At 39.5% G+C, this 22,986-nt stretch carries 19 protein-coding genes; 5 read left to right on the forward strand and 14 right to left on the reverse strand.

Annotated elements, in window-relative coordinates:
• The 8 genes from ACF8EG_RS17035 to ACF8EG_RS17070 all read right to left on the reverse strand — a co-directional run bounded on the left by ACF8EG_RS17035 (position 1) and on the right by ACF8EG_RS17070 (position 8,421).
• Positions 1–1,203 carry a hypothetical protein gene (locus tag ACF8EG_RS17035; RefSeq protein WP_258486292.1) on the reverse strand — a complete coding sequence of 401 codons (1,203 nt, stop codon included), beginning with the start codon at positions 1,201–1,203 and terminating at the stop codon, positions 1–3.
• Entirely contained in the window at positions 1,193–1,909 is a 717-nt protein-coding gene (locus tag ACF8EG_RS17040) for a hypothetical protein (RefSeq protein WP_193286188.1), read from the reverse strand. The genes ACF8EG_RS17035 and ACF8EG_RS17040 overlap by 11 nt, the downstream gene beginning before the upstream one ends.
• A 20-nt stretch (positions 1,910–1,929) precedes the next feature.
• Positions 1,930–2,364, reverse strand: coding sequence for a hypothetical protein (locus ACF8EG_RS17045; RefSeq protein ID WP_392419628.1), 435 nt, complete (start codon positions 2,362–2,364; stop codon positions 1,930–1,932).
• A 185-nt stretch (positions 2,365–2,549) separates the two neighbouring features.
• Positions 2,550–3,125: a hypothetical protein gene (locus ACF8EG_RS17050; RefSeq protein ID WP_086048467.1), complete on the reverse strand. Its 576-nt coding sequence runs from the start codon at positions 3,123–3,125 to the stop codon at positions 2,550–2,552.
• Positions 3,126–3,135: 10 nt separating this feature from the next.
• Positions 3,136–4,608, reverse strand: coding sequence for a hypothetical protein (locus ACF8EG_RS17055; RefSeq protein ID WP_258486290.1), 1,473 nt, complete (start codon positions 4,606–4,608; stop codon positions 3,136–3,138).
• Between the two features lie 136 nt (positions 4,609–4,744).
• Positions 4,745–6,385, reverse strand: coding sequence for a hypothetical protein (locus ACF8EG_RS17060; protein WP_180208906.1), 1,641 nt, complete (start codon positions 6,383–6,385; stop codon positions 4,745–4,747).
• 10 nt (positions 6,386–6,395) lie between these two features.
• Positions 6,396–7,598, reverse strand: coding sequence for a DotH/IcmK family type IV secretion protein (locus tag ACF8EG_RS17065; RefSeq protein ID WP_138937749.1), 1,203 nt, complete (start codon positions 7,596–7,598; stop codon positions 6,396–6,398).
• A gap of 1 nt (position 7,599) precedes the next feature.
• Positions 7,600–8,421 (reverse strand): DotI/IcmL/TraM family protein, encoded by an 822-nt coding sequence (locus tag ACF8EG_RS17070; RefSeq protein WP_138937748.1) that lies wholly within the window; start codon positions 8,419–8,421, stop codon positions 7,600–7,602.
• Positions 8,422–8,711: 290 nt separating this feature from the next.
• Between ACF8EG_RS17070 and ACF8EG_RS17075 the strand changes: the two genes are divergently transcribed.
• Positions 8,712–9,659: a hypothetical protein gene (locus ACF8EG_RS17075; RefSeq protein ID WP_155006934.1), complete on the forward strand. Its 948-nt coding sequence runs from the start codon at positions 8,712–8,714 to the stop codon at positions 9,657–9,659.
• 2 nt (positions 9,660–9,661) lie between these two features.
• Entirely contained in the window at positions 9,662–10,666 is a 1,005-nt protein-coding gene (locus tag ACF8EG_RS17080) for a hypothetical protein (RefSeq protein WP_138937746.1), read from the forward strand.
• Between the two features lie 54 nt (positions 10,667–10,720).
• Here ACF8EG_RS17080 and ACF8EG_RS17085 read toward each other — a convergent pair whose 3' ends face one another.
• Positions 10,721–11,161: a hypothetical protein gene (locus ACF8EG_RS17085; RefSeq protein ID WP_138937745.1), complete on the reverse strand. Its 441-nt coding sequence runs from the start codon at positions 11,159–11,161 to the stop codon at positions 10,721–10,723.
• 215 nt (positions 11,162–11,376) lie between these two features.
• Positions 11,377–12,348, reverse strand: a complete 972-nt coding sequence (gene rdgC / locus ACF8EG_RS17090; RefSeq protein ID WP_138937744.1) for a recombination-associated protein RdgC — start codon at positions 12,346–12,348, stop codon at positions 11,377–11,379.
• A gap of 308 nt (positions 12,349–12,656) precedes the next feature.
• On the opposite strand from rdgC, the gene ACF8EG_RS17095 reads away from it, so the two are divergent.
• Positions 12,657–13,367 (forward strand): hypothetical protein, encoded by a 711-nt coding sequence (locus ACF8EG_RS17095; RefSeq protein WP_180208908.1) that lies wholly within the window; start codon positions 12,657–12,659, stop codon positions 13,365–13,367.
• Here ACF8EG_RS17095 and ACF8EG_RS17100 read toward each other — a convergent pair.
• From ACF8EG_RS17100 to ACF8EG_RS17115, 4 genes are read right to left on the reverse strand one after another with little or no spacing between them, the layout of a single operon-like run.
• Entirely contained in the window at positions 13,336–14,487 is a 1,152-nt protein-coding gene (locus ACF8EG_RS17100) for a toprim domain-containing protein (protein ID WP_180208909.1), read from the reverse strand. The two genes, ACF8EG_RS17095 and ACF8EG_RS17100, sit on opposite strands and share 32 nt — an antisense overlap.
• Positions 14,488–14,504: 17 nt before the next feature.
• On the reverse strand, positions 14,505–16,781 hold the full coding sequence (locus ACF8EG_RS17105; RefSeq protein ID WP_392419632.1) for a hypothetical protein: 2,277 nt from the start codon (positions 16,779–16,781) through the stop codon (positions 14,505–14,507).
• Between the two features lie 2 nt (positions 16,782–16,783).
• Entirely contained in the window at positions 16,784–18,703 is a 1,920-nt protein-coding gene (locus ACF8EG_RS17110) for a hypothetical protein (protein ID WP_392419634.1), read from the reverse strand.
• Positions 18,704–18,714: 11 nt separating this feature from the next.
• On the reverse strand, positions 18,715–19,665 hold the full coding sequence (locus ACF8EG_RS17115) for a hypothetical protein (RefSeq protein WP_258486270.1): 951 nt from the start codon (positions 19,663–19,665) through the stop codon (positions 18,715–18,717).
• A 108-nt stretch (positions 19,666–19,773) separates the two neighbouring features.
• Here ACF8EG_RS17115 and ACF8EG_RS17120 point away from each other — a divergent pair, with 108 nt between their 5' ends.
• Positions 19,774–20,421, forward strand: coding sequence for a hypothetical protein (locus ACF8EG_RS17120; RefSeq protein ID WP_392419636.1), 648 nt, complete (start codon positions 19,774–19,776; stop codon positions 20,419–20,421).
• A 2-nt stretch (positions 20,422–20,423) separates the two neighbouring features.
• Positions 20,424–22,172, forward strand: a complete 1,749-nt coding sequence (locus tag ACF8EG_RS17125) for a hypothetical protein (protein ID WP_086048471.1) — start codon at positions 20,424–20,426, stop codon at positions 22,170–22,172.
• Positions 22,173–22,986: the final 814 nt, after the last annotated feature.

The following is a 22,986-nucleotide window of genomic DNA, read 5'->3' on the forward strand; positions in this document are numbered from 1 at the left end:
TTACCTCACACTGATGGGCTGGTTTAATGTGTCATTTGTTAGGTCAATACTTTCAGATTCAAAGCCTATGATCACATCCAGCCCATTAATGATTTCTTGGATATTAGCTTCAACTTGTTTGTCCCAATGCTTTAAAACAGCGGCTCTCTGTCGGATAAAATTACAAACTCGTTCAAGTTCTCCATTCCAACAGTAAAAGCTCAAAGCTCCGCCACCATAACCGCTTACGGTCACTTCAAAGCGGCTTAGTACGTCATGAATAAGATTTAACCAGAATGCTTTCTCTTCACACGCAATGAAAAGACGAGTCCAAGTATTGGCAGGTTTCTGAGTGGTTTCTATTGATAGTGCTACACCAAAAGTTACTGACAACCAGTTAGATTGTTCCGTAATAAACTCGTTCTCAATCGACTTATGTTCTTTAAATACCCAAACGTCAGTTAACTCAAAATAGGATTCATCATAATGACTAAGCAGAGCCTTTAGTTGATTTATACTCAACCATTTTGAATACCCTTTAGGGATATCGAGAAGGTCAACATCCTTCTGGCAAGTAACTTTACAAAACCCAGGGACAGTAACCTTCGAAATTTGTTCACTCAAAGATTCTCTGAGGTATCGGAGTAATCTTGGGTCTTGGATAGGTTCCCCTTGAGGCAATGTACCCTTAGACAAGATTGATGCGTAATGAAGACCATAAAAACGTTGGCAAAATACTAATGTGTCTTGTCTTTCTCCTGTTGGATATAGGCGAACAACAGGTTCACTTACATCGCATGAAAGCTCATGCTGATGAGAGTTATCTTCGGCAGTCTGAAGACATGCATTTACCTCTATTGAACAGTCAAGATAACGAGTGAATACCGAATACAGATTGTCTGCATTATGATTGGAATTACCAAAACACGGATCACCAAACCTTGCGTCAATACCTGCTAGGTTTAACCATATCTCTAATTCAGGTGAACTGATGCTGATGGATTCTATTTTTTCAGGAGATGTGACAAATTCGCTTTCGAGCAAAGTAACTACCAAGTCTTCTGGAAGGTTGGTTATCAAGCAAACTGCTTCATCGTTGAGTAACCAATCAGACATTTGCTCTTGTAGTTGTTCAATACCGATGATTTGGCTAACTCGCATACTGTCAGCAAGCACAAATTGCTGGTGGTACTCAGACCCTAGTAAACAAAGTTTAGAAGCCATCTTGTGCCATTTTTATAAACTCACTTGCTTTATCTTGAACAAGATGAGGGGCAAATTGCTTAAACACACTATGTGAGTAGGTTTTATTTAATTTTCGAGCGATCTTAGGGCGTAGCATGTATCTAAATGGTTCAAAAAATCTGTCACGTTGCTGATAAGTCGCCTCATCCGATTGAAATAAGAAAGAAACAATATGGTTTAAGTTACTAGGGTCGAACCCTTTGTACGCGTTTTTAGCAAGATTTTTTGTATCGTCCATTTCAATCAATATGGACGTTGCACTGTGTGAAATACTATTACAGAGATCTAGCTCAGCTTCGCTAAGTGTCTCTTTAAGTTCATGTAAATAACTGCCTTCTTCATTGTCAGTATAAAACGTAAGAAGTCGGTTCATCTGGTTTAATGCAATTTGAGAAACATTTGGCGCATAAATGACATCAATGGCATCATTAACCGCCGCATACCCCAACCTACAACCATAATAACAATGAGGACAAACGACTAAAAAGTTATCTTGTCTAAAGTCTTCGGCACGATAAAACCCGTTCTTTGTTATTACTTGCTGAAGACGAGGTTCGGAAAAATGGCAAAGCTCACACGTATGCTTTCGATATTTTAGATATTGTAAGGCAACAGACTTAAATGCATCATCCTGACGCTCTTTAGCATGGTCTACACATACTGATCTATTAATACTAAAATACATGTGAGCTTCCCCAAGCAATATTACTGCGATGTTTCTTTTAACTGGTTGATGACGCCTAATGAATCAGCATTTTCATTATCTTCCGACAATTGAAACTTGATCATGCCTGTACCAAAGAACGAAATTAGAAACGCAACAATGGATAGTGGTGCAACCATTGCAGCTAATCCACCACCCATATTGAGCAAAATCTTTTGTTTAGCTTCACGGTCATTTGAGTTATCACGAAGCTCAGGAATTTTAAACATTGCCGTAGTGAACTTAATAAGCCCCCAAATGAATGCTGCGAATAAAATTGCACCAGCAACATATGTGAATCCACTAAGTATCTTGTTACCGTAGGTTTCAAAACCTTGAACTTCTTCACTAGCAAACGCAATACTTGGTAAAGTAGTTAAAAATAAAGTGGTAAATACTGCTTTGAATTTCAGAAGCAATTCCCCAGTTTTTTTCATTGGAAGTCCCTCTTGTGACTTATTAACAATTTAAATAATTAATTTATTGATGAACAAGTATTGAAAAGGCATAAATGATGCTCCTGACTGACGTTAATCATAATAAAATGTCGTTGTTCAATACTTTATATTTTACTGATTGCGATTTTCGAATATGAAAATTATCAATGCATATCACCACCTCACTATCCTGAAACAAGTTCTGTTGCTTTTAATAATGTTGAAAGGTGCTTGAGCGGTTCGAAATACTTTCCTCCTAACTCAGCCCAAAATTCAGGAGTCCAAAGTACAACTCCACAAATGAAGCCCCAAAAGACTCGGGTATTTGCTTTTTTCTTTACACTCTCATCCCGGTGCCCAATATCACCTATCGCGTTACATCCATGCATTAGACCAATGGTTCCAGTCATCCTAAGCATTGAGCTAACCAATAGAGAAAGGGCAACTTCATCATTCGATGGTTGATTTGTTGAAACGTAACTTAAGAGATCACCTGCGTCATATAGGTACTCTTGTGTAATCCCAAGAGACACAGCAAGAGATAGGTTAATCACGTTTACTGCTAGAAACGCTAAGCCACTGATACCCCGAGTTAAAACTAAAGTAGGGACAACCTCTGGGTAACGGTTTGGCTCTGCCAACTTAGGTATCATCATAAAGGCTTTAGTAGTGCGGATAATCCCATACATTGCACCACCAAAAAGTAGTGCGTATGTGATGTATGCGAAAGCATAAGTCAGTTGTACGTCTGATGGACCCATGACAAAAGCCTTATCGACACTTAGCGTTCATTGGCTGGTATTGCTTACCGGTAGTAAATGAGATACAGCCATAATCATCAATATTGGCTATAACTCCGCGACCATTTAACTGCTCACCCTTTGAAAGTTGAATTGGCTTATTGTCCTTAACACCAGAACGGTACACTTCAAAGATCATTGAGTTTTCAGCATAATTTGCACCGATAAATCTTAATTCAGCTAAAGGCTTTCTATTCCTTGGCGCTGATTTCTTAGGTGTGTTTAATTTCGTAATTTGTTCCGTTAAACTTTTTACGTTTTTTGCCAACTCAGCAATAACTTTGCTGTCTCTAGAAGCTTGTAATGATGCCCTTGTCTTGCTTTCCTGCAATTCGATATTTTGCTTATCAATAATATTTTTACTTTTAGCAAGCTCACCTTCAACATTCGTAATTTCTTCTTTCAATCCATTAATTACCTTTTGGTAATCAGCATCGTTAATCGATTTTTCTCGCTTAAGTTGTTCAAGGTCTTTCTGAACAGTCTGTAACTGTCTTAGGGCATTATTACGCTCGGCTTCAGCTTTAGTTGCTAAGTTTGCTAGATCATTCTTCTTTGTATTTTCTTGTGAAATTTGGGATTGAAGTTCATTGATTTTCTGTTGTTGCTCATCAAATAACTTTCGAACTGCTGGATCTTGGTCTGCAATAAGCAATGCGTCTGATTGAGATGTGCCTGACCCTGATTCAAGACCAGCAATACCGTTGAACACCTCATCCGTAATGTCGTCACTAGAGGTCGAGAAGTTTGTTTCGATAGCCGGAGTTTGTTCTTTAGGAGCTTGATCGCGTGAAGATGGTACAGGCTGACTGGTTGTGGTTACACTTTTTGGAGTCGAGTTTGCGCTGTCCAATACCAATTTAAATCCGAACGCAACACCACCAAGAATTGTACCAACCACCAGAAATACAACGACATAGAGAAGAATAGGCTTTTTCTTCTGAGGCAAGTCATCGGAATCAAGTTCATCATCATCTAATTCAGGATCATTTTGCGGCGCGTCCGGTGCCTTCTGAAACTCATGATTTTGTGATTCTTCAGGTTCATTAACTTGTTTATTCTGAGTTTTGCCACCGCTTTTTCTATTTTTTTCAAAGTCCATATTTGGCTCTATGGCAGCTCGAATTGTCGATTCCTCGGTAGAAAATTCATTGTTCAAATCTTCTTCACCAAAAGCCTCGACAGCACTTTGAAGCACTTTTTCATCGGAGGCACCCCCCTCTTCGATTTCGAACGCTTCATGAGTAACAAAGGTGTCATTGTTCATTTCATCAATGAATTGCTGCTCAGATGATGGAGTTGCTTGGAATTCAGCGAACAATTCTTCATCTGAAAAGCTCTGCTCAAAATCGCTATCCTCATCAAATGAAGCAAGTCCATTTGTTGAATCAACTGGTTCGTACTCTTTTGTGTTCACTTCATCTAACTCGGATTTTCCGCTCACGATAAAATTCCCTTAAAACTTCATAATGTGTATATGTTAAATATGCTCAATGAAATTATCAAGCAATAGAATCAATCTTAATATAAACAGTGTCACGGTTATAAAATCATTGGAAGGTACTTGTTGAGTACAACATCTAATAAATACCGTTTGTACGAACAGTAATGATCGGACTCCACTCAGGATTCCACTCGCCAACCATCATGATCCCAACAACGTCACCAGAGTTGACCCAAACTGTCGGTGGTTTATTTAATTGCTTTTCTACTATTGGGTCGGCAGCATCTGCCACTCCACCAAATGCAGACCACAAAAGTTTTTCAGTCGAAAATTGGGTACTCGTAGTGACGGTAGAACCATCAACAACGACTTCATCAGCAACATTGTTGACGAATTCAGCAGCACCTTTAGTCATACCATAAACAAACACCATTCCAAGATTGTATAGAGTGTGGTAGTCAACACCGGAACGATAGCCAACAGTCTGGTTTTCATCTGGGGTGATAATAATTGAAGGAAATGCCGCCCTGTTTCCATTGAATTGAATCTCACTGGACTGGTAAACAAATGTGTCATATGACAACGTTGGCTTATAAACCACCTTCGCACCTTTAAGCGGTCCTTGTATTAATTCAACAATTAAATACATTGACTCACTACTTGAATGCAGACCGTGAGTTGCTTCTCCGAGCATCTTGTCGCCAATCATCAATCCCTTACTCGCTGGGTTGGTGCTTCCCAATGGTTCTGGCGACCGATAGTTCGATACTTCAGACGCGTGAGCATTAGACTCACTTTGTGCATTAGCCATTTGTTGGTTTGAAAGCGGGTTAGATGTTAAAAGCGGATTCACATTGTTATCGTATTTGCTACGTTGTCCGTTTTTTGCACCCTGGGTGTTGAACCCAGATGTATTAAATAGTGATTTTTGACCTGATGTGGATGTGGTTGAGCTATTAGTTGATTCCTCTGCAGATCTGCTAGCAGTATTTACTGGGCTACGAGTTTCACTGTTATTTTTAATGGTCAATACTTCTAAAGGTTCTTTTGTCCCTTTAACGATCTCTGCCACGGCTTTCTTTCTAATATCTGCTAGGTTCTGTATACCTCGATGGACACTTTTTCTTTTATTACGAGGCGTTTCAGTAGCCGTTTTGTTCTTTGATTCTGACTCAGGTTCCTTTTTATGCTCAGGACGAGACTTTGAGCCTTTCGAATTGTCAGGCTCCGATTCATCAACAAACTCATAATTTCTACTTTCACTCTTAATGAAGTTGTCGAAATCAGAGTTCAATCTAAAGGATGTGCCACCAGAACCCTGTGCAATTTCAGAATCAAGGTCGGTTCGGTAAGAACTTGTATTAGCTTGAATATCTGCAATTGATGAACTTTTATCAATTCCACCACTATCAATTGCAGCTTGGCGCTCAGCTTTAATTGCAGCTTTAGTTGCTTCAATATGATCTTCATTATGAAGAACATCTTGTTCTGTACCTCGAGTAGTCCTGACTGAAGTTATCGGTACTGATTCTTCTTTAGTAGCCGAGCTGCCCGAGTTTCTTTCGTACTCAGTCATTTTTGTGTCGATATATAAATAGCCTCCGACTAAAACAATGGTTACACCAAGACCAGTAAAAAAGACCTTATTAATGGCAGATCTTTTTGAAATCTTCTTTCCGAAATCTTTTATGTTCTGCCCCCCGACGCCTTGTGAAGCGTCAGAGTCAAGATTTTCATCTACTTTTGATTCATCTGCGGAGTTTGAAAGTGGTTCCATGAATAGACTCTTAATACAAGTGATAATCAGGTAGGTAGACACTCTCTGTTTTGCCACTAACATTAAAATCAATGACAGTATCGAGTTCATCGGCTACATAGACAGCCACATCGTCTGATGAAGGCACGTATGCTTGATATTGGTGGGACATAAGCTGAAAGCGGCTACGTACTATATATTTGGAGCCATAGCTCCAAATCTGTGCTATTTCAGGTTTATCAACAAACACCTTCTTGAAATACGGGTAAGATTGACTGTTTTCATCTGGGAACCCCATTGTGGCTATATACATCAGGTCTTGATAGACAAGATCGGGAATCTTTTGTGTATCAGTCGGGGCATCGGACGCCCGAATAGAAGATAAAGGAGTATATGAAACGCTCGTTTCACCACTTCCTTCATTAATTTTGTATAAAAAGGGAATCGTGAAGGTTCTGATTCCATCTCTGACTTGATTGTTATAATTTAACTTAATCGATATTTGATTTTTATAACCGTCGAGATGGACGTAGGTATATGCTTGTTTATAAGGAATTTCACTCTGAATGGTCAGCATATTGTCATGATAACCGTGATCTAACTTAAACCCATTTGCTGGCGTGAAATCAACAATTTTCCATCGCTCACCGTTCGCATCAAAAAACTCAAGCGTAGTTATCCCTGATTCATGAATGTTAAATTCATAAGTGGAATATCGATTTTTGGGATTGAACTCTACCAAGCCAGATACTACATCAGGGGTCATTAATGGCGTATTTAGTGCCCTTGATTTCAAATCCATTGCTGAAAGAATAAAGCGTATTTCTTCTGGGGTAAGAGCAAGCTCCCCACTTCTTACTAACTCTTGGAGGACAAACTCAGGGTCACTCACTTCACTTAAGCGCTCAGCAATATATTGTTGTTGCTTTAGAGGATCAGACTTCATGAGCTTAGCTACTTCCAGCCAGTCACCGTCCTGCGTGCTGTGGTTGTGATTCTGAGAACTGTCAGATTCATGAACTACTGTTCTAGAGTCATACTTTTTCCCTGAACTAACTCTATTCGATGTTTCGTTCTCAGCAGCCTTATTTACAACCACCTGCCCCTCAAGCATTTTTGTTAGATCAGCTACCGTGGCGGTGAACTGTTGCTTTTCATTTGCAGCCAGCACAAATGAGCTATTTACAACAAATGCTATGGTAACAATGATTGATGAAAGCCTAGTTGAGTGCATTCTAATCACCACGCACTAGTGTCCAAGAGGAAATCGCGACCCCTTTTTCTTTTGATTGGTCAGTTGTTCGCTCTAGGACAATTCTAGAAATAAACCTCACGGTCCCTGGGTTACTTAGACCTTCGTATTTGGCAATGACCAAAGGCATCTGCATTTCCCATCGAGCAATTGATTCTCCATCTACAATTCTTGGTTTAATCGCTTTAACTCGAGCAGGAGAGATTTTAGAACCTGACATACGAATCTTTTTACGGACTATTTGCGCAAACTCACTGTCATCATGGATTTCTACAAAGCCGCTGCCATTCGCAACTTTCATTTTACTTGAGGAACTGCCAACCAATAGCCAACGTGTATATTCAGCTTGCCCTTGTTGGTTGTAGCAACGTGTTAGAACCTTATTGATCCGACTAAGCTTTTGGTCAAATGAAAGCTCAAGCGAGTCAAGTACGCATGTTTCAGCCCAATTACGCATCTCAGTAATATTGGTAAACGGTTCACTTAACTCCTTCAGTTCAGTGAAACCACCATCGGATTGTTGCCCGAAGAATCGATCTTTAGGCAGTGGAGGATTTTGTTTAGTAAAGATGATGACTAGGCATATAGCGATCATTACAAGTAATGCTTTTATGAGTTGAGCGCTCTGTCTCAATCGGGAAGCTTGATTCAGTACTACGTACTCTAGTACGCCTGAATCAAGCATAAGCATTTTTTCTGTCTTCCCTTGCTTGGCTGCATTGTTAGCGGACTCCTGAACCTTTTTTGCCTGTTGGCGGATTCTTTCTTGTTTAGGAGAATTCTCACCATCTTTCTTTGCAAACATCCAAGCCCCTCAATAAATCCATTAAACACTCATAATGTGTACTCTTTATGCTTGGATTATATACTCTTGAATAAATAATATCGAGTCAAATACAAACTTTGCATATCACTTTCTTTTGCTGCGTTCGTTAAAGTAATCAGCCGATAAGAACTTTCTTAGGAAGAAAACGACAAGAATTAGTTCCGAAATCTGTCGATAAGAACTTAACCTGTTAATTATTAACAAGTAAATTGACTTTAAGTTATGCCTTTGTAGAATCTGGTTAAAGAAGAGACAATAGAGATTTTCCAGTGAGTATTTTTTTAGAGCAATACAAAGCCAGGATTGCAGCACGTAATCATGACCGAAGAGAGTTTCGTAAACGTCGCCATCATGAATTTCTAAACAACAAATTGATGGAACAACAAAGACAACTGCAAGGTCAACGCACTCAGCAACATAACGAGATACTTAAACATAATCGTGCTGCTAATCTGTCGGTTCTTGAAAAATTAAATCAACTTGAAGTAAACGAGCTTCAAGCAAGAAAAGCTGACAACATCCAAGGCGTTAAAATGTTACATGATCAAACATGGAACACTCAGGTAGCACTCTTGGAAATGTTGATGATTGAATTGGTGTCTTTTCCTCGCCGCTCTGACTTTGGTTCATTAATTAATAGCTTTGTGGTTAATAACGGAGATCTACCAATAACTCACTCTCTCGTGTTATCGACTCTCAACTCGCTCAAGCTTAAAAAGCTGACTCAAGCATTCTGTGAAATGTCCCTTAAATATGAGCCAGCGACACAACTAAACATGACAGATGATGTCTTTGACTCAAAAATCTACTGTTATGTTTATGCTGCTTTGCTTAAAGCGACAATTAACCAATTCCCCGAACCAGGAGTTGAACCAAGCCATATTTCTATTGTCCTTTTCGAGTTTTTGGTTGGTGAGCCTGATAACGATGCTATCCAAGTATTAGCGGAATATGTTTTTTCCAACGGTGTAGGGCTTGATAGCGGCTTTCCTCAGTATTTGAACACCGAGGAAGCACAATTCTTGATTTTTAAGCTCTATGATTCTCTGCCTAATGATGCCGAACTAGCAATTCAGTTTATTGAGAACTGTTTAATGACCGATCAATACGAAATTGGCACAAATTTTCGAGAAAAAGCAGTTCTAACCGAGTCAACAAACCCAGAAATTAAAGCATCACTTAATCGCCTTATTGAACTTGCATCGACGGGGAACTAATCATGTACAACGTCAAACAAATTAATTTATCGCCTCTTTGCTCCATTGGAGGTGATTTCCGATACGTAGATTCAGTAACCCTTGAGTTTAGCAACAACCCGTTTATTGAAAGCATGTTCAAGTCAAACATTATTGAGCTACTAGACATGAACGATTACGTCAGCAATGAAGGTATCGCACAATTGACTTTCGCTGCGCGTTTAATGATTAACCAGGCGTTAGTCAAAGATAATAATGGCAAAATTACACCAAGCTTTGCTGCCATTGACATGTACTCGATTCAACGACAACGAATGCTAATTTCGGAAAATACCGATTTAGCAAACCGTCCGAATGGATTTAAGTTACAAGAGTGCGGCTTTTATGATGAAAACACGAAACTAGCTAAATGCTCAATAGAATTTAAGGGGATGGCACTTGGAAAGCTAAGCGCGGATAATTTTTGTTACCACTATCGCGGGAATAGCCCAACAATGTCCCAAAATGCAATACGTTTTAGCATAACGACTGCAATTGCTATGGGGTTGTACAACAGTCGAGCATATCAATTGCTACTTTCTCGACTGGTAGCTTTAAAGCAGGTTAAAAACACCGCATTTTCTACTGGTGTTTCGTACCTACTTGAAGCACTAACATCGAAAGACTACATAGACCATTTCGATCCTGATAGTTTTGATTTGATGATTAAACGTGCTCAATGTGATGCAGAGGTAGATAACTATCTCCTACCTTTGAACTTAGAAATGTATATGGCATTTAGCCATACAAACATATTAAAAAGCTCCCCCTTCTATCATGCGTATATCATTATCAAAGAGAGTGAGCTATTCGCAAGGGATGAACTCATCAAATTCCTTAGTCTGTTAACCACGCACCGTGGCGGCTTCGGTAGTGAAATTTATACCTTAATCGATTCCGATGGTGAGATTACTAGCCAGTTTCGGGACCAGATATTTGAAAAATGTTGTATCAAGTATTGTGGTAGTTTCTCTCTTGAGAACGAATAAACGGCGCTCAATAGAGCGCCGTCAGTAAGGATTCTTTGGTGTCGTAATACTTATTCAGGCAGTTATGCCTATAAGCTTTTCATCAGAAACAAGCATTTTATGGTCAGCTAAAAGATCGATATGCTTTTTGACAAGTCTTGGTATTTGATTTGACATTGAACTGTCTGTACCAAAAAATTTGAAGGCGATATTAAGTGTTCTACTTTTAACAACGTCGATAGCACATTCAATGAAATTGTGATCTGATAACATGCTTGTGTGCAAATCAACATTAATAGGTTCATCAGTAAAGCCACGCGTCTCCGCGTATTCTTGTAATGCTTCTTGAATTAAGTGATCGGTACAGCGAGCTGCTGTTACTAGTTCAAGTAGATTGTCGTGAGCATCTAAGTCATCAAGATGATATCGAAGTTCATCGTTAACGACTTTAGCGCTAATGCGCCCATTCATTACCAATCTGCATATGTCGGCGCTGTTTAAATTTTCTAGATCCATAACTGTTATCGCTGCTTGTCAATTGGCGCTCGACCATGAGCGCGATTTAATAAATTATAATTGTATTTTGTCCAATTTCTGACATGCCTCTGATTTTAACGGTTAAATTGTGTGCTTTACAAGTCTATAAAGTTTCAAATTGAGATCAACGACGCATCAAGCCGATTAAAATGATAGAAACATGGGCGTTCATTATGATTTAAATACGACGACATCTAACTGTCGCCAGATTCTAAATATTCCATCAATGAACCACTCGAATCTTTCATTTTAAGAACATCTTCAAAGATATTCCTTAGCATCATTAGTAGCGCAGCCATTTTCTGAAAATAATCCTGTTTTTCAGGTTCATTCATTTCAATTTCACTAACGTTTTCAAGTAGTTTAAGAATGTAATCCTTATCAGTGTTCTTTACCTTTAAGGATTTAATAGTGTGTTCTATTGTAAGCACAAATGAAACCGCATCTTTGTGTAACAAGCCAACTGCAACAGGGGTTTTCTCTCTCGTCCGATTCTGTTCAATCTCATCATTCGTAATTTCTTGGTTCTGATAATTGACAGTAGCTTTTACCTTGGAATGGTCAGCCATCGTGACGTTATCACCAACATCAAACTCGTCCGTTAACGTCTCATTCGGACGGTCGATTATGTCAGTTAGAAATCCAGAAATTTCTATGGATAACTTTTCAAGCGTTAAATTGATGTCCGAAGTTGCAAGCTTGTCACAAATCGTCGTTAGTTCTTTCTTATTGGTAGTATCAATGATCACCTGGTTGCGTCCAAAGTCCCAAGCAATGCACACATAACTTTGCTGCGGGTCCACTTGACTAACAAGTTCGCGTTTGGCTTCTCGGCGTATTTCACGCCTTTTCTTCTGAGTTACCGACTCCCCTTCTTTAAGGGTTTCTTGGTAAGCTTTGATTTTTTTCTTCTCTAATATGTCAACTTGAAGCGTAGATGGGGCGCGTTTCTCAAAGGCAAAAGTGCTCACGTAAACCTGACCAAAAAGCTTTTTTAAATAGTCGCCTTTTGGATGAAAGTCATGTTCAACATTTACAAACCCACATGTATGTGGATTGGATGCACTTGTAGGTTCCAACGGTAACTTCTTCAGTTCCGTCATAACTTCTGCGCTCTCCAAGCGTTGAGGGTATGCGTATAATACGCCTTTAGAAAATGGTTTCATTAAGAAGTTTCCTTTGCATTGAAAGACTAACTTTTCAAATTTTATCTGACGTTCGACTACGATTATTTAATCGAATCGAAACTCCAAACGAACAATTATTAAACTATTATCATATTACCCAATAGGTAATGTCTAACCAAAGATTGACCTAAATAATACAAAATCGTTTCGATTTTACTTGTTAAAATCGCTAAATCTTTAGGCATTTAATTTCACATAAATCGATGTGTTCGGTATTCATTCCCTAGTATTTTTCTGTATGATTGAATGAGTTACCTAAAAAGGTCGGATACATAATGAATACTCACATGAAACGATTCCTCATTCCCTCACTCTTAGTGCTTAGCTTTGAATCTCATAGTGAAGAAGCTTTCATCAGCTTCTACTATCAGACACCTGAATCTAGTTTCAATAACTCAACCATGATTCAACTAGAAAGTGCATTCGATTTAAAACAAGTCAAGTCAATTGCCCCTTCTGAATATCAATGCCTCTCTAGTGCCGAAGAGGTAATTCTTTCCTTAATTTCTGAAAAGCCAGTCAGCTTGAGTTACAACACTACAAGCTGTTCATTGGCTGGTGGTCAATGGCGCTCTGCAACTGGTAAGCGAATGACTTCAACGGTCGGTTTCTCGCTAGCCCCATTATGGAATCATCAATCGATATCCCGTTACTATGATTACAGCGCTTCGCCTTCAAAGAGGCAGCTTCTCGAAACTTTGTACAAAAAGGAAAATTGGCTACTAGTTAAGAATGACCAAGTCCAAACTGTGGCTCAATTTTTTCCGTTTAACCTAAACTCCACGGATGTCAGTTCATGTGGAGATCTTGCTGCTTTCACCATCTTTGGCTATACCAACGGACTTAGATTTTCATCAGAAATGACTAACAAAATAAGTCAGCTCGAATCATTGCCCGGTTGTGAAAAGTACTTATCCCTCACTGAAAGTAGCGCGGTATCCGATCTCGAAACTGAGTGGGAGTTAATTAAACACTCATTGACTGAGTTTGGCGGTTAATCTCACCAACATGAGATGCCGCGTGCTCTACAGCCTTTTTCGGGGCATTGTCCATTAACATTGCTTGCTTAACTATTTGCCCCCTTGTTTTCGAGCCAAAAGGAGCCTTACAAGCAAACTGCATTAACCTAATTTTCTGCTTATCTGGGTTATTGGGAAACTCACGTTCAACTGCGTATTTCAGAACATGAGTTATACATTTAGAGTTGTTTCTTAAAATTTGGCTATATTCTTCACGTACTTCAGTGGCAATCGATTTTTCAAGTTCTGGTGTCAAATCCAAGCCTTGTGCATAAGCCATATCAAGTTTATCCCCAAATGATTTTGTTGTAATACTGTCGGGATCTTCACCTGGCTCGTTAAATAGCACTCTGATACTTCTATTTTCACTAAGTAATGGTAATGAGTTCAATACAGACTTTATTGCACTGTTATACCCTGCTTCATCGCCATCAAGATTGAATAATAAGTTATCTGATTTGCTAAATAACATTTTGAACTGTTCAGGAGAACAAGCGACACCACTTAATGCCACATTGTTGAAGTAGCCAATCCTAGCTAAAGAGGATGTGTCAAAATATCCTTCATTAATGATGATAAAAGGGAGCTTCTTGTTACTACTATTGAATTGATGAGCACCATAGAGAATCTTTGACTTTTCATAAGCTGCAGTTGTATCTCCGTTGATGTACTTTGGCGATTTAGGATTATCATCATTAATTTTTCGCCCAGCAAAACTAACTACTTCACCTTCTTGATTGAAAATCGGGATAATGAACCTGCCAGCCAAAGGACAGTACAGACTGTCATCTCTCGTTGACTCCTTTAGGATTCCCATTCTTTTCAAATCACGATGAATTAGATCTCTTATCTCTTGCGGTGATTGGAATTTGTGTGCTTGGTAAAACGGAAGCAACTTATTGATGTTCGACTTATGCTCAAATGTTTTTTGAATTGAGCGATAACAGTATCCATACCGAAACCGCTCGAAATCACTCATTATGAATCCACGCTTTTCCGCAAAGTCTATAACGACAGGAGAATCCTTGTGCTCCCTAATTGCCCATTCAAATGACTCTAATAGAATCTTGCAAATTGCCTTAATTCGTTCTTCGATCATCTAATCACCTAGTAACTCTAAGTTGGGTCGTTTGCAATCAGTAGGATGGTTTTATTCGAACCTGTCAGAACCCATCCTTCATCCGAACTGAAGAACTTTAGATTTCCAGAAATAGGGTTATCTTCTACCAACTTGATGTATCCACCATCGCTAGATACCCCGTATATAGTTGGACCATTCACAAGAACTATGCCCTCTTTACCGCCAGACATAGGTGATGCTTCTAGGAAATACAATTCTTCACACACTTCGTCTGAATCATGTTGCTCTAACACACCAATTCCAGGAACAGACAGTGAGCTGGACCATCGTAACAGCGACATTTTACCTTCAGCACTACAGAATGCCCCCAGCACACTACCATCGTTAAACGCAGTTACGTCCATACTTTTGATTTGTTCTTCTGCTGGAAATTTTATCCATGAAGTAGACCACATACCGAATGAAGTTTCGTACTTTCGTAAATTTAAAGTCCAACCGGTAACATTGAGGTTTCGATCAAATTGAGGGTCTAACTCAATTGCTCCAACAAAGAAATTTTGAACGTCACCTTCTATTGAAGTAATGCTTGCTTTAGGTTTTAAATATTGTGCTGAATAAAGAGAGTTAATTTTATCGTAATCATTGTCACCAAGTGCATTCCACACTCCATCCTTTTTGATCGCGATGCCTCTAACACTATCATCTCGTTCGTTAAACCAGCCAAATAGATATTGACCGGTATCACCTCTCATTCTGAAGGTAGACATGACATTAACAGGCATCCCGCCAAGCATCTCAAAATCACCTTCACTTCCTACTCGGATGTCGCTTCCTGCTTGGTATCGAATTGCATTTCTGAACGTGAGTCGGTCGTCTACTGTTGTGCCGTATTTAAGATAGTTAACGAAGCCTGACGGACCATATGCTGCGTTATCGAAAAGGGTATCTACGTAGTTGTAATAGCTGTCGTGTGGGGTACATACTGGACCTTCTCTCCCAGTAACACATTCCTTCCAAATTGTGACCTTATTTGTGTCTGACCAATTAGACCATGTATTATTTTTGTATGAGTAGAATCCTCTCGTGGGACCATCAAAACTTACTATTGACTCATCACCCCATGAGTTGAACGCCAGAACATTTCTTGTTCTTCCCGGAAATTGCGTATACGTTGTGCACTGACCACCAGCCCTTTCTGACTCATTGCAATATCGAACTGACCCAGCCGACTTGAAATAATGATGTTTTTCTTCCGCAACAGAGTTTCCTAAGAAGTCGATGGCTAACTCACTAACTGAGGGTATTCCATCTTGTTTTCTTGTATAGGCAACAGCTAAATTTCCATTTACAACTGAAAACCCATAATCGCTACTTGAGTTATCACGATTTCCTAATTGGAAGGTTGCGGTCTTACCTGAAGCAATAATCCCCTCCCCTAGAGCAAATTGCCCATCTGCAGGGTAGTAACCATCGTAACTCCCCGTATTAGGGTCGGTAGGGTTAGACGGATCAGAAGGGATGTGAATGACCATATCTCCATCGGCATCATATTCAAATACTGGTGGCTCATATGGATCAGGCTCTCCACCGCGCTCGTATATTTCATCATACGACCACGTAATTTTAGAGCCTACGATTTCAAATGCTGGTATTGAAATTGTTACACAACAAAATTCGTTCGATTTGACTGCGCCGACCTCCAAACCATTTATATAACTTTTCAGATGATACTCGTCGTAATCTGGCTCATCGAATTGAACGTCTTCAGCGTACTTTAACGTGTCATTAAGCAGTGAGGTAGCTTCACTAAGCGTTTTAGGTTCTTCACTTGAGTTCATTAATGCCTGAACCCAAGTGGTTAATGCGTTTACATGAATTGGCGTATTGCTGACTGAAGATGATTTAGTACTGACCCCTAGCTGTTTAAGATCATAACTTAGCCACTTAGACTCATCGATGTAATAGTCGCCAGCTACCTCGCTTTTGACCAGAGTTACATCCTTGATCAATTTAACCATTACAGATGCTACAGGGTAACGCTCTACGGCTTCACTGAAGGATGAAGATGTAAAGACACCATTTTTATCTGTCGAACCGTAAAATTCGTCTTCTTCTGCAATATTGTCATTATCCAAGTCTAGGTAGACTTGTCCCCCTACAACAGATCCATAGTCAAAGTACGGAATCACCTCAAATGCTGCAGGGGTTGGATCAGGCGTTGGCTTTGTTTCATTTTTATCTGTTACTTTCGTTTCTGGTAAACAACCAGTAAGGACAATTGCACAGATAATTAATGGAAATGATTTGTTCATCGTTAGTAAATTCCTAGCTTGTATCCTGTTTCGGAAACTTCTTCTAATTCCTGCTCAATTTCTTGTAAATTGACTTCCAACCCTTTGGCGTACTCAAAACAAACCCCATACTCCCCAAGAGCTTTGTCATACGTTTGGATTCGTGCCTTATCCGAGCAATCAGTGACAAAAATGGTAGGTGGTAACTCATCAACTTCCAGTTCCGTCATAATGTACTCAAATGCGGGTACATGACCGTCTAAATCGGTAAAGAAGACTGTGAAAAGAACTTCTTTGTCTAGTTCTGCAGCAACTTGATGTGCATTTTTTAAAGGGATCGTGTAGTCCGTACCGCCCCCACCAAGAGCAAGAACTTGATCACGTACTTGATTAATATTGCCACGATCACATATCCAGTATTCGCTGATATCAACATCCGCTGGAAAGACAAGAAACTCTTCGACTCCACCTGATTCAATAGCTTCTAGAGTTTCATTGAATCCTCGAGCCATAAAACTTCGATTCATCGAACCAGAAGTGTCCATAATGCATATCCCGATACCCTCTTTTCGCTTTTCAGGAACAATAATCCCTTCATATTGGGTAGGGTCACTAAAGAAAGCATCATTGATAACATCCTCGGTATAAGCGAACTTGTTACCCCCACCTAGATATGCAACTTCTCTTGCATAAGTTTCCCAAGACATTTGAGTGTCACCATCCAAATTTAGCTTTTGAGAGTAAGTTCCTTTACCAGTACCAATTGACGTTTCCTTCTTCTCTGCATCACTTAATTGAGAATGAGCTTTATCGGCTTCCATTACAGCTTGCTGGATTGTGGCTTTACTTTCGGCTTCAATTTGTTTCAGGTCCAATTCAGATCTTAACCCAAGCCTATCTTTTGCCATGTCGCTTAATTCCGCTGCATCTGCTGCGTCTTTAACTTTCTGTGGGTCAACTACATGTTGCTCGGTTTGTCCTTTGTTACGCAATTTATCTGCTAGGTCGCTGTAACCATCGATCCCTTGTTTAGCGAGTTCTCCTGCTACAGTGGTCGGCTTATCTTGTACATCAGGATTTTGCGTACCATCTTCATTAGTCTGTTGAGATGGACTGCTCTGCTGTTGATTACCTGTTTGGTTTTGTTGCTGAGACGAACTCTGCTGTTGTTGACCAGATTTGCTCGATTGCTGAGATGAATTCTGCTGTTGTTGACCAGATTGGCTCGACTGCTGAGATGAACTCTGCTGTTGTTGACCAGATTGGCTCGACTGCTGAGATGAATTCTGCTGTTGTTGACCAGATTGGCTCGATTGTTGAGACGAACTCTGCTGCTGTTGTCCAGATTGGTTCTGTTGCTGAAGCTGTTCTTTAAGTTGGTTTACAGCTTCACGGTAAAGATCCAAACAAATCGAATCACTTGTTAAACCGCCATACTTTTCTAGTTCTTCCTTGGTCAAACCATAACCATTGAACAGTGGTGACGAGTCGTGAAGGGGTATTTTGAAATTGAAATATAATTGCAGGTTATTATGAATGTCCTGACCGATATTTAATATGTCAGCCGGAATTTTACCATTTACTAATCTGACGAAATCTTGTTCGAAATTATGCTTAAGTTCGTGTAATGCTAAAAAGAGTGCTGAATGGCTTTTGATACCTTTCCCTTTCATCTCCACATCATGAGAAAAGCAAGCTTCTATAAAATCCTTAGCAAAATAAATTGCCCTACCATCGGTGAATGCAGTGTCACAGATTTTAAGGAATTCTGGGTGGTCATAAGCATAAAATGGCATTCTCTTTGCCAAAAATGCATATTCCTCAAATACAGGGAATCCAGACTTCTTTTTTTGATTAATGATGACATCACGAAGTCGTGCAACCTTTTGTTGAGTGAGCGGGTCAGAACAAAGCTTACCTGCAGGGTGTTTAATTGCTGCCATAATATCGTTCGCTATAAGTCAAAATGAGACATTGGGTCATAGCTTTCATCAAGCTTATGAGCGTTTTTTTCGGTAATGTCATCAACAATTTGTTTCTTCGAATACAAGCTGTGAGCTTTACGTACTGTTTCATCGTCGATCAAGTCAACAGTGTCCTCTAACGATTCCGTTCCACAAACGACAATGCTGTTTAAGTCAACGTTATTCAAATATGCTACCTCAATTGCTCGTGCTAACTGGCGGCTACTCATTTCAAAGGTATCATTAGACAGCGCATAAATTACGGCTTGAGCAATGGTCTGTTCAGAAAACCCGTTAGATTGATCTTTTGCTTTGAATGAGCTGATTGCCGAAGGTAGGTAATCAACTTCTCGCATAAATGCCCGAGCCAAATGAAAGTTATTTTTGAACTCTACGTTTAGCTCCTTTAGACCCTCCATGACATTGCTTAATAAATCACTTGCAAACATCGGCTTCTTGTCAATGGTCGAATCTGCAGATAACCCTCTTCTATCCAAATATGGGTCATGATTAATCAGCGATGCTTGAATCACCATTTCTCCGAATGAGGGTAAGTGACGCACTCCATCAGGAGATATAGTCGCACTTATAAATGAAGGTATTGTCGTAAACTCTTTGTGTGACGCCATGATTGACAATGCATCATTAAAAGCTCGAGATGCTGACTGTGAAGTTCTTCGCTTGTAAGAATAAAGGGCTATATCAGTGATAGGGATCGAATCAAGAGTTGGCATGGCATTTTTGCTTACAGCTTGTTTAGCTACAGCTAACAGTTGCTGAGAGAACCTATCTTTATCCTCTAATGAGTTAAACATGTTTCTTAACTGCTGAAGACGTAACTTTGATGAAGCTTCTATGCTCTGAGTCTGATTCTTATCGGCGTTTTGTTGATAGCACGCTTTGCTAAAGACCGGAACATTCAAAATTGTTTTTTGCTTCACGAAGCCACCATAGATTAATCCATTACAGCATAAATAGTATCATATATAGCGTTTTAGTAAAATCAGTTGTAAAATTAATTAACACCAAATCACAAAGGATTTTATCCAATGCGTAATGTACCTATTGATATGGTCAGTGAGCTTCGGGCACAAACGAGTTTGCCTGTTGTTAACTCTCCATTTCACACCCTCACTATATCCAGAAAGATCTTTCATTATTTGTCGCTTTTAAGTAACGATAGTAAAGAGACATCAATGCTTCATCATGACCTGACTGGCTATGAGTTGACTCATCCAACAGGGTTCAATGAGCAAGAATCTACTGGGTTCAATAGACCAGAATTTGAACTAATTTTTTCAAATGTTGAGTTAAAGCCTGTTGTTGAAAGTCATATCCAATTGTTAAGGCAGGTGAGACAAAACTCACCTACAGAGTATAGAAATTTAGTCCCTCTCCTTGATAAGTTAGATGTACAGAGTATTCGTTTATCGAACGATATTGACATTGATGGACTAGTCGAGCGAATCACCCTTATTGATGCTCCGACTATCTTGCTATTGGACATAGCAGGATGTGAATCAAAGAACGTAATTCACAATGCGTCATTCGCAATTCAAAACAACTCAAACATCTTCACTATCTTTACTTCACAGTACGACTTGTCCCATCCAGAGTTCGACTACATCTCTTTAAACACAGTGGATTTATTACCGCTGGTATTCGTCGATCAACTTGAAATCAAGGAGGCGAGCTAAATATGAAGTATTACTCCAAACCAGAATTCGAAGCGATTGCGCAACCTAGCCAGGTAGTACTTGATATGTCGACTGAAGCTGGCTTTGAGTTCAGTTCTGTTGCTGATCTTGAAGTAGTCATTGTTCAAAGCCTATTGCGCTCTTGGCATACTAATGGAATAGACAAAGAAGCTGACGTTCAGGTAGAGAAAGCTTGGACTGAAATTTTCAATTATGGCTTTAACAATGCTAACCCAGACGATGACATGACACCTCTTGGTATCTTGGGTCCACCGGGGCAAGGTAAAACATCTGTTTTTTCATCAGCGATTAAGCGGATTGGGAAAGCGATGGAGAATCGAGTACTTATTAACCCAGGAGAGTATGTCAAAGTTGATAAGGACGATATCGTCTTTAGAACAATCATAATGGCAGGTGAAGTATCAAATACTGTTGTCTCAGGTGTACCACAAATATCACCAACCGTTGGTGTTGAAAAAGATGTTACAAGATTTGCTCCACCCGAGTATCTTGCCAAACTGGAAGATAATCGGTTTTCCGTTATCGTGGTTGATGACTTATTAAATGCTCATAGTCACATACAAAATGCCATGATGGACCTAATTGAAACTCGCCACTTCCGCTCAACTTACATTGGCGAAACTGCCTATACTGCATTTACAGGCAACCTTGGCGCTATTGATGGTACAAACGTAAACAAGCAATCTTCTGCTCTTACAAACCGTGCTAGATCGATGGTTACAGGTGATACCCCTGGGGACTTCTGTGAACGCGCACATCGTACTTATGTAGAAGGTCGTGATGATAACTTTGGTACAGGGTTCATTATTGAATTTCTTGTAGACAATGTAGAACGAAACCCTCTTCTCTTTTATGAAGGTGTCGATAAGAAGAAGAATGGACCTCATACTTCATCTCGCTCTCTAGAAAAGCTCATTCGTGGTCTTCGCGATGAAATGAATGACCATGACGCAGCTCTAAAAGCTGGTGCTAGAACGGAACCAATTTTTATGCGATTTGAACGGATCGTACCTCAATACGTGGGGAAAACGTTCACCAATAAATTCTTACCATATGTTCAAGACCTTTTGACTCTAGCAAGACCAGTAGCAAATGAGCTTTTAGAGCATGGGACACTATCCGAACAAACTAGAGCAAAGTTTCAGAATGCGCTAGCTAGCAGCGACGATGTCAAAGTTGAAAGGCTTTGTCTTGGACTATTAAGGCAATTACAGTCTCGTGTAGCTAATGACATTTTTTATGGAATGCAAGGGATTATCCCACCAGCACAAAGAGCAGTTAATCCTGATTTAGATGAAGTCTCGGAAAAACGTCTAGTCTCCGAAGGGAAAACTAACGCGGCTAAATCTCTACATGCATTTTGTGAAGCTTGTTTTGGTGTTGGAATGATTAACAAGGGTAAGCAAAACCTTGTTATGAATGCATTCGTAGCATTAACCACTGAGTTAATCGAAAAATCCAATAATATTGCAGGTGCAAAGACATCGATGTTTGGTACTCTTGATTCGAATAAGCAACCTATTGCTTCCAAAGCCTTCTTTAAAGGTCTTGTTGAGGTGGCAAGTAAATTCGACAAGAGTTATAAATCCGGTGAAGCTATGACTGTTGTCAATCAAGTCAAGGGTAAGAAAGTTACTGCTTTAGAAACGTGCTTAATTGACCCGCTCAGCGCAGTCAATGAGTCAGAAAAAATTGCTGAAGAAGCCGCTAAGCTAGGTATTGTTACTTAGGTATGATCAAGTCTAAGCTCTTAGAGCTTAGACTTAACTGTACATAGTGCTTTCGCAAATCAGTCTCAGTTATTTCAACATGCTGAATTTTAATTCCAGTACCATTCCTCCCCATGTTAGTTATCCTGTCTTTACTATGAGTTAGTGCGATCTATTAGATGCTGACCATCAAACTCAAATACGATGTTTGTACGATCCATTAATTAATATGGCGGTAGTTAGTGCGATCCAATATGTATTCTTTAAAATGAGGCGCGTGAGAACGCACACTTAGTGCGATCCAATGGCTATGTGGTTTGTAGTAACCGGTAACAATGAACAATCAGTAAAGTTACAGGGTTATTTGCCTCACTCATTTCAGTAACTTAGGTCAATAACTCATTACTTGAGATTTGGATAACAAACCTAACAATCATCTTAACTATCCCATTAAAGAGCGAATCAATAACTCATTTGGTTGAAATGAAATAACAACGCCTTCAACCATCTTGTGCCCATAGGCTACGATACGCAACTCTTTCAAAAACTCACTCGCGATAACTGTAATAACAAAGGCTACAGGCATAGAACTAGGCATTGAATGATGTCAAATGTCAAAGTTTGCCAATGTTGCCAGATTAAAGTGCTCAAAAACTCATGCGCAGCTCTACAAGTAACAAACCTTGCAGTCATCCCTATCAAAGATTAGTGACACTTGAAAAATCAACTAGAGCGCTCCATCAGGCTTGATCTAAAAAATAGTGAGTGACTAAAATCACATTTAGAATAATTAAGCAGCCTTCCTATAAATCAAGCCTAACCAACTGAAATTTTT

The organism is Vibrio sp. YQ_11 (genome assembly GCF_043103065.1).
GTDB classification, from domain to species: Bacteria; Pseudomonadota; Gammaproteobacteria; order Enterobacterales; family Vibrionaceae; genus Vibrio; species Vibrio parahaemolyticus.

Bases quoted from the DNA above. Each gene is read 5' to 3' on its own strand.
- ACF8EG_RS17035 (WP_258486292.1), bottom strand. From the start codon at position 1,203: ATGGCTTCTAAACTTTGTTTACTAGGGTCTGAGTACCACCAGCAATTT.
- ACF8EG_RS17040 (WP_193286188.1), bottom strand. From the start codon at position 1,909: ATGTATTTTAGTATTAATAGATCAGTATGTGTAGACCATGCTAAAGAG.
- ACF8EG_RS17045 (WP_392419628.1), bottom strand. From the start codon at position 2,364: ATGAAAAAAACTGGGGAATTGCTTCTGAAATTCAAAGCAGTATTTACC.
- ACF8EG_RS17050 (WP_086048467.1), bottom strand. From the start codon at position 3,125: ATGGGTCCATCAGACGTACAACTGACTTATGCTTTCGCATACATCACA.
- ACF8EG_RS17060 (WP_180208906.1), bottom strand. From the start codon at position 6,385: ATGGAACCACTTTCAAACTCCGCAGATGAATCAAAAGTAGATGAAAAT.
- ACF8EG_RS17065 (WP_138937749.1), bottom strand. From the start codon at position 7,598: ATGCACTCAACTAGGCTTTCATCAATCATTGTTACCATAGCATTTGTT.
- ACF8EG_RS17070 (WP_138937748.1), bottom strand. From the start codon at position 8,421: ATGTTTGCAAAGAAAGATGGTGAGAATTCTCCTAAACAAGAAAGAATC.
- ACF8EG_RS17080 (WP_138937746.1), top strand. From the start codon at position 9,662: ATGTACAACGTCAAACAAATTAATTTATCGCCTCTTTGCTCCATTGGA.
- ACF8EG_RS17085 (WP_138937745.1), bottom strand. From the start codon at position 11,161: ATGGATCTAGAAAATTTAAACAGCGCCGACATATGCAGATTGGTAATG.
- rdgC (WP_138937744.1), bottom strand. From the start codon at position 12,348: ATGAAACCATTTTCTAAAGGCGTATTATACGCATACCCTCAACGCTTG.
- ACF8EG_RS17095 (WP_180208908.1), top strand. From the start codon at position 12,657: ATGAAACGATTCCTCATTCCCTCACTCTTAGTGCTTAGCTTTGAATCT.
- ACF8EG_RS17100 (WP_180208909.1), bottom strand. From the start codon at position 14,487: ATGATCGAAGAACGAATTAAGGCAATTTGCAAGATTCTATTAGAGTCA.
- ACF8EG_RS17105 (WP_392419632.1), bottom strand. From the start codon at position 16,781: ATGAACAAATCATTTCCATTAATTATCTGTGCAATTGTCCTTACTGGT.
- ACF8EG_RS17110 (WP_392419634.1), bottom strand. From the start codon at position 18,703: ATGGCAGCAATTAAACACCCTGCAGGTAAGCTTTGTTCTGACCCGCTC.
- ACF8EG_RS17120 (WP_392419636.1), top strand. From the start codon at position 19,774: ATGCGTAATGTACCTATTGATATGGTCAGTGAGCTTCGGGCACAAACG.
- ACF8EG_RS17125 (WP_086048471.1), top strand. From the start codon at position 20,424: ATGAAGTATTACTCCAAACCAGAATTCGAAGCGATTGCGCAACCTAGC.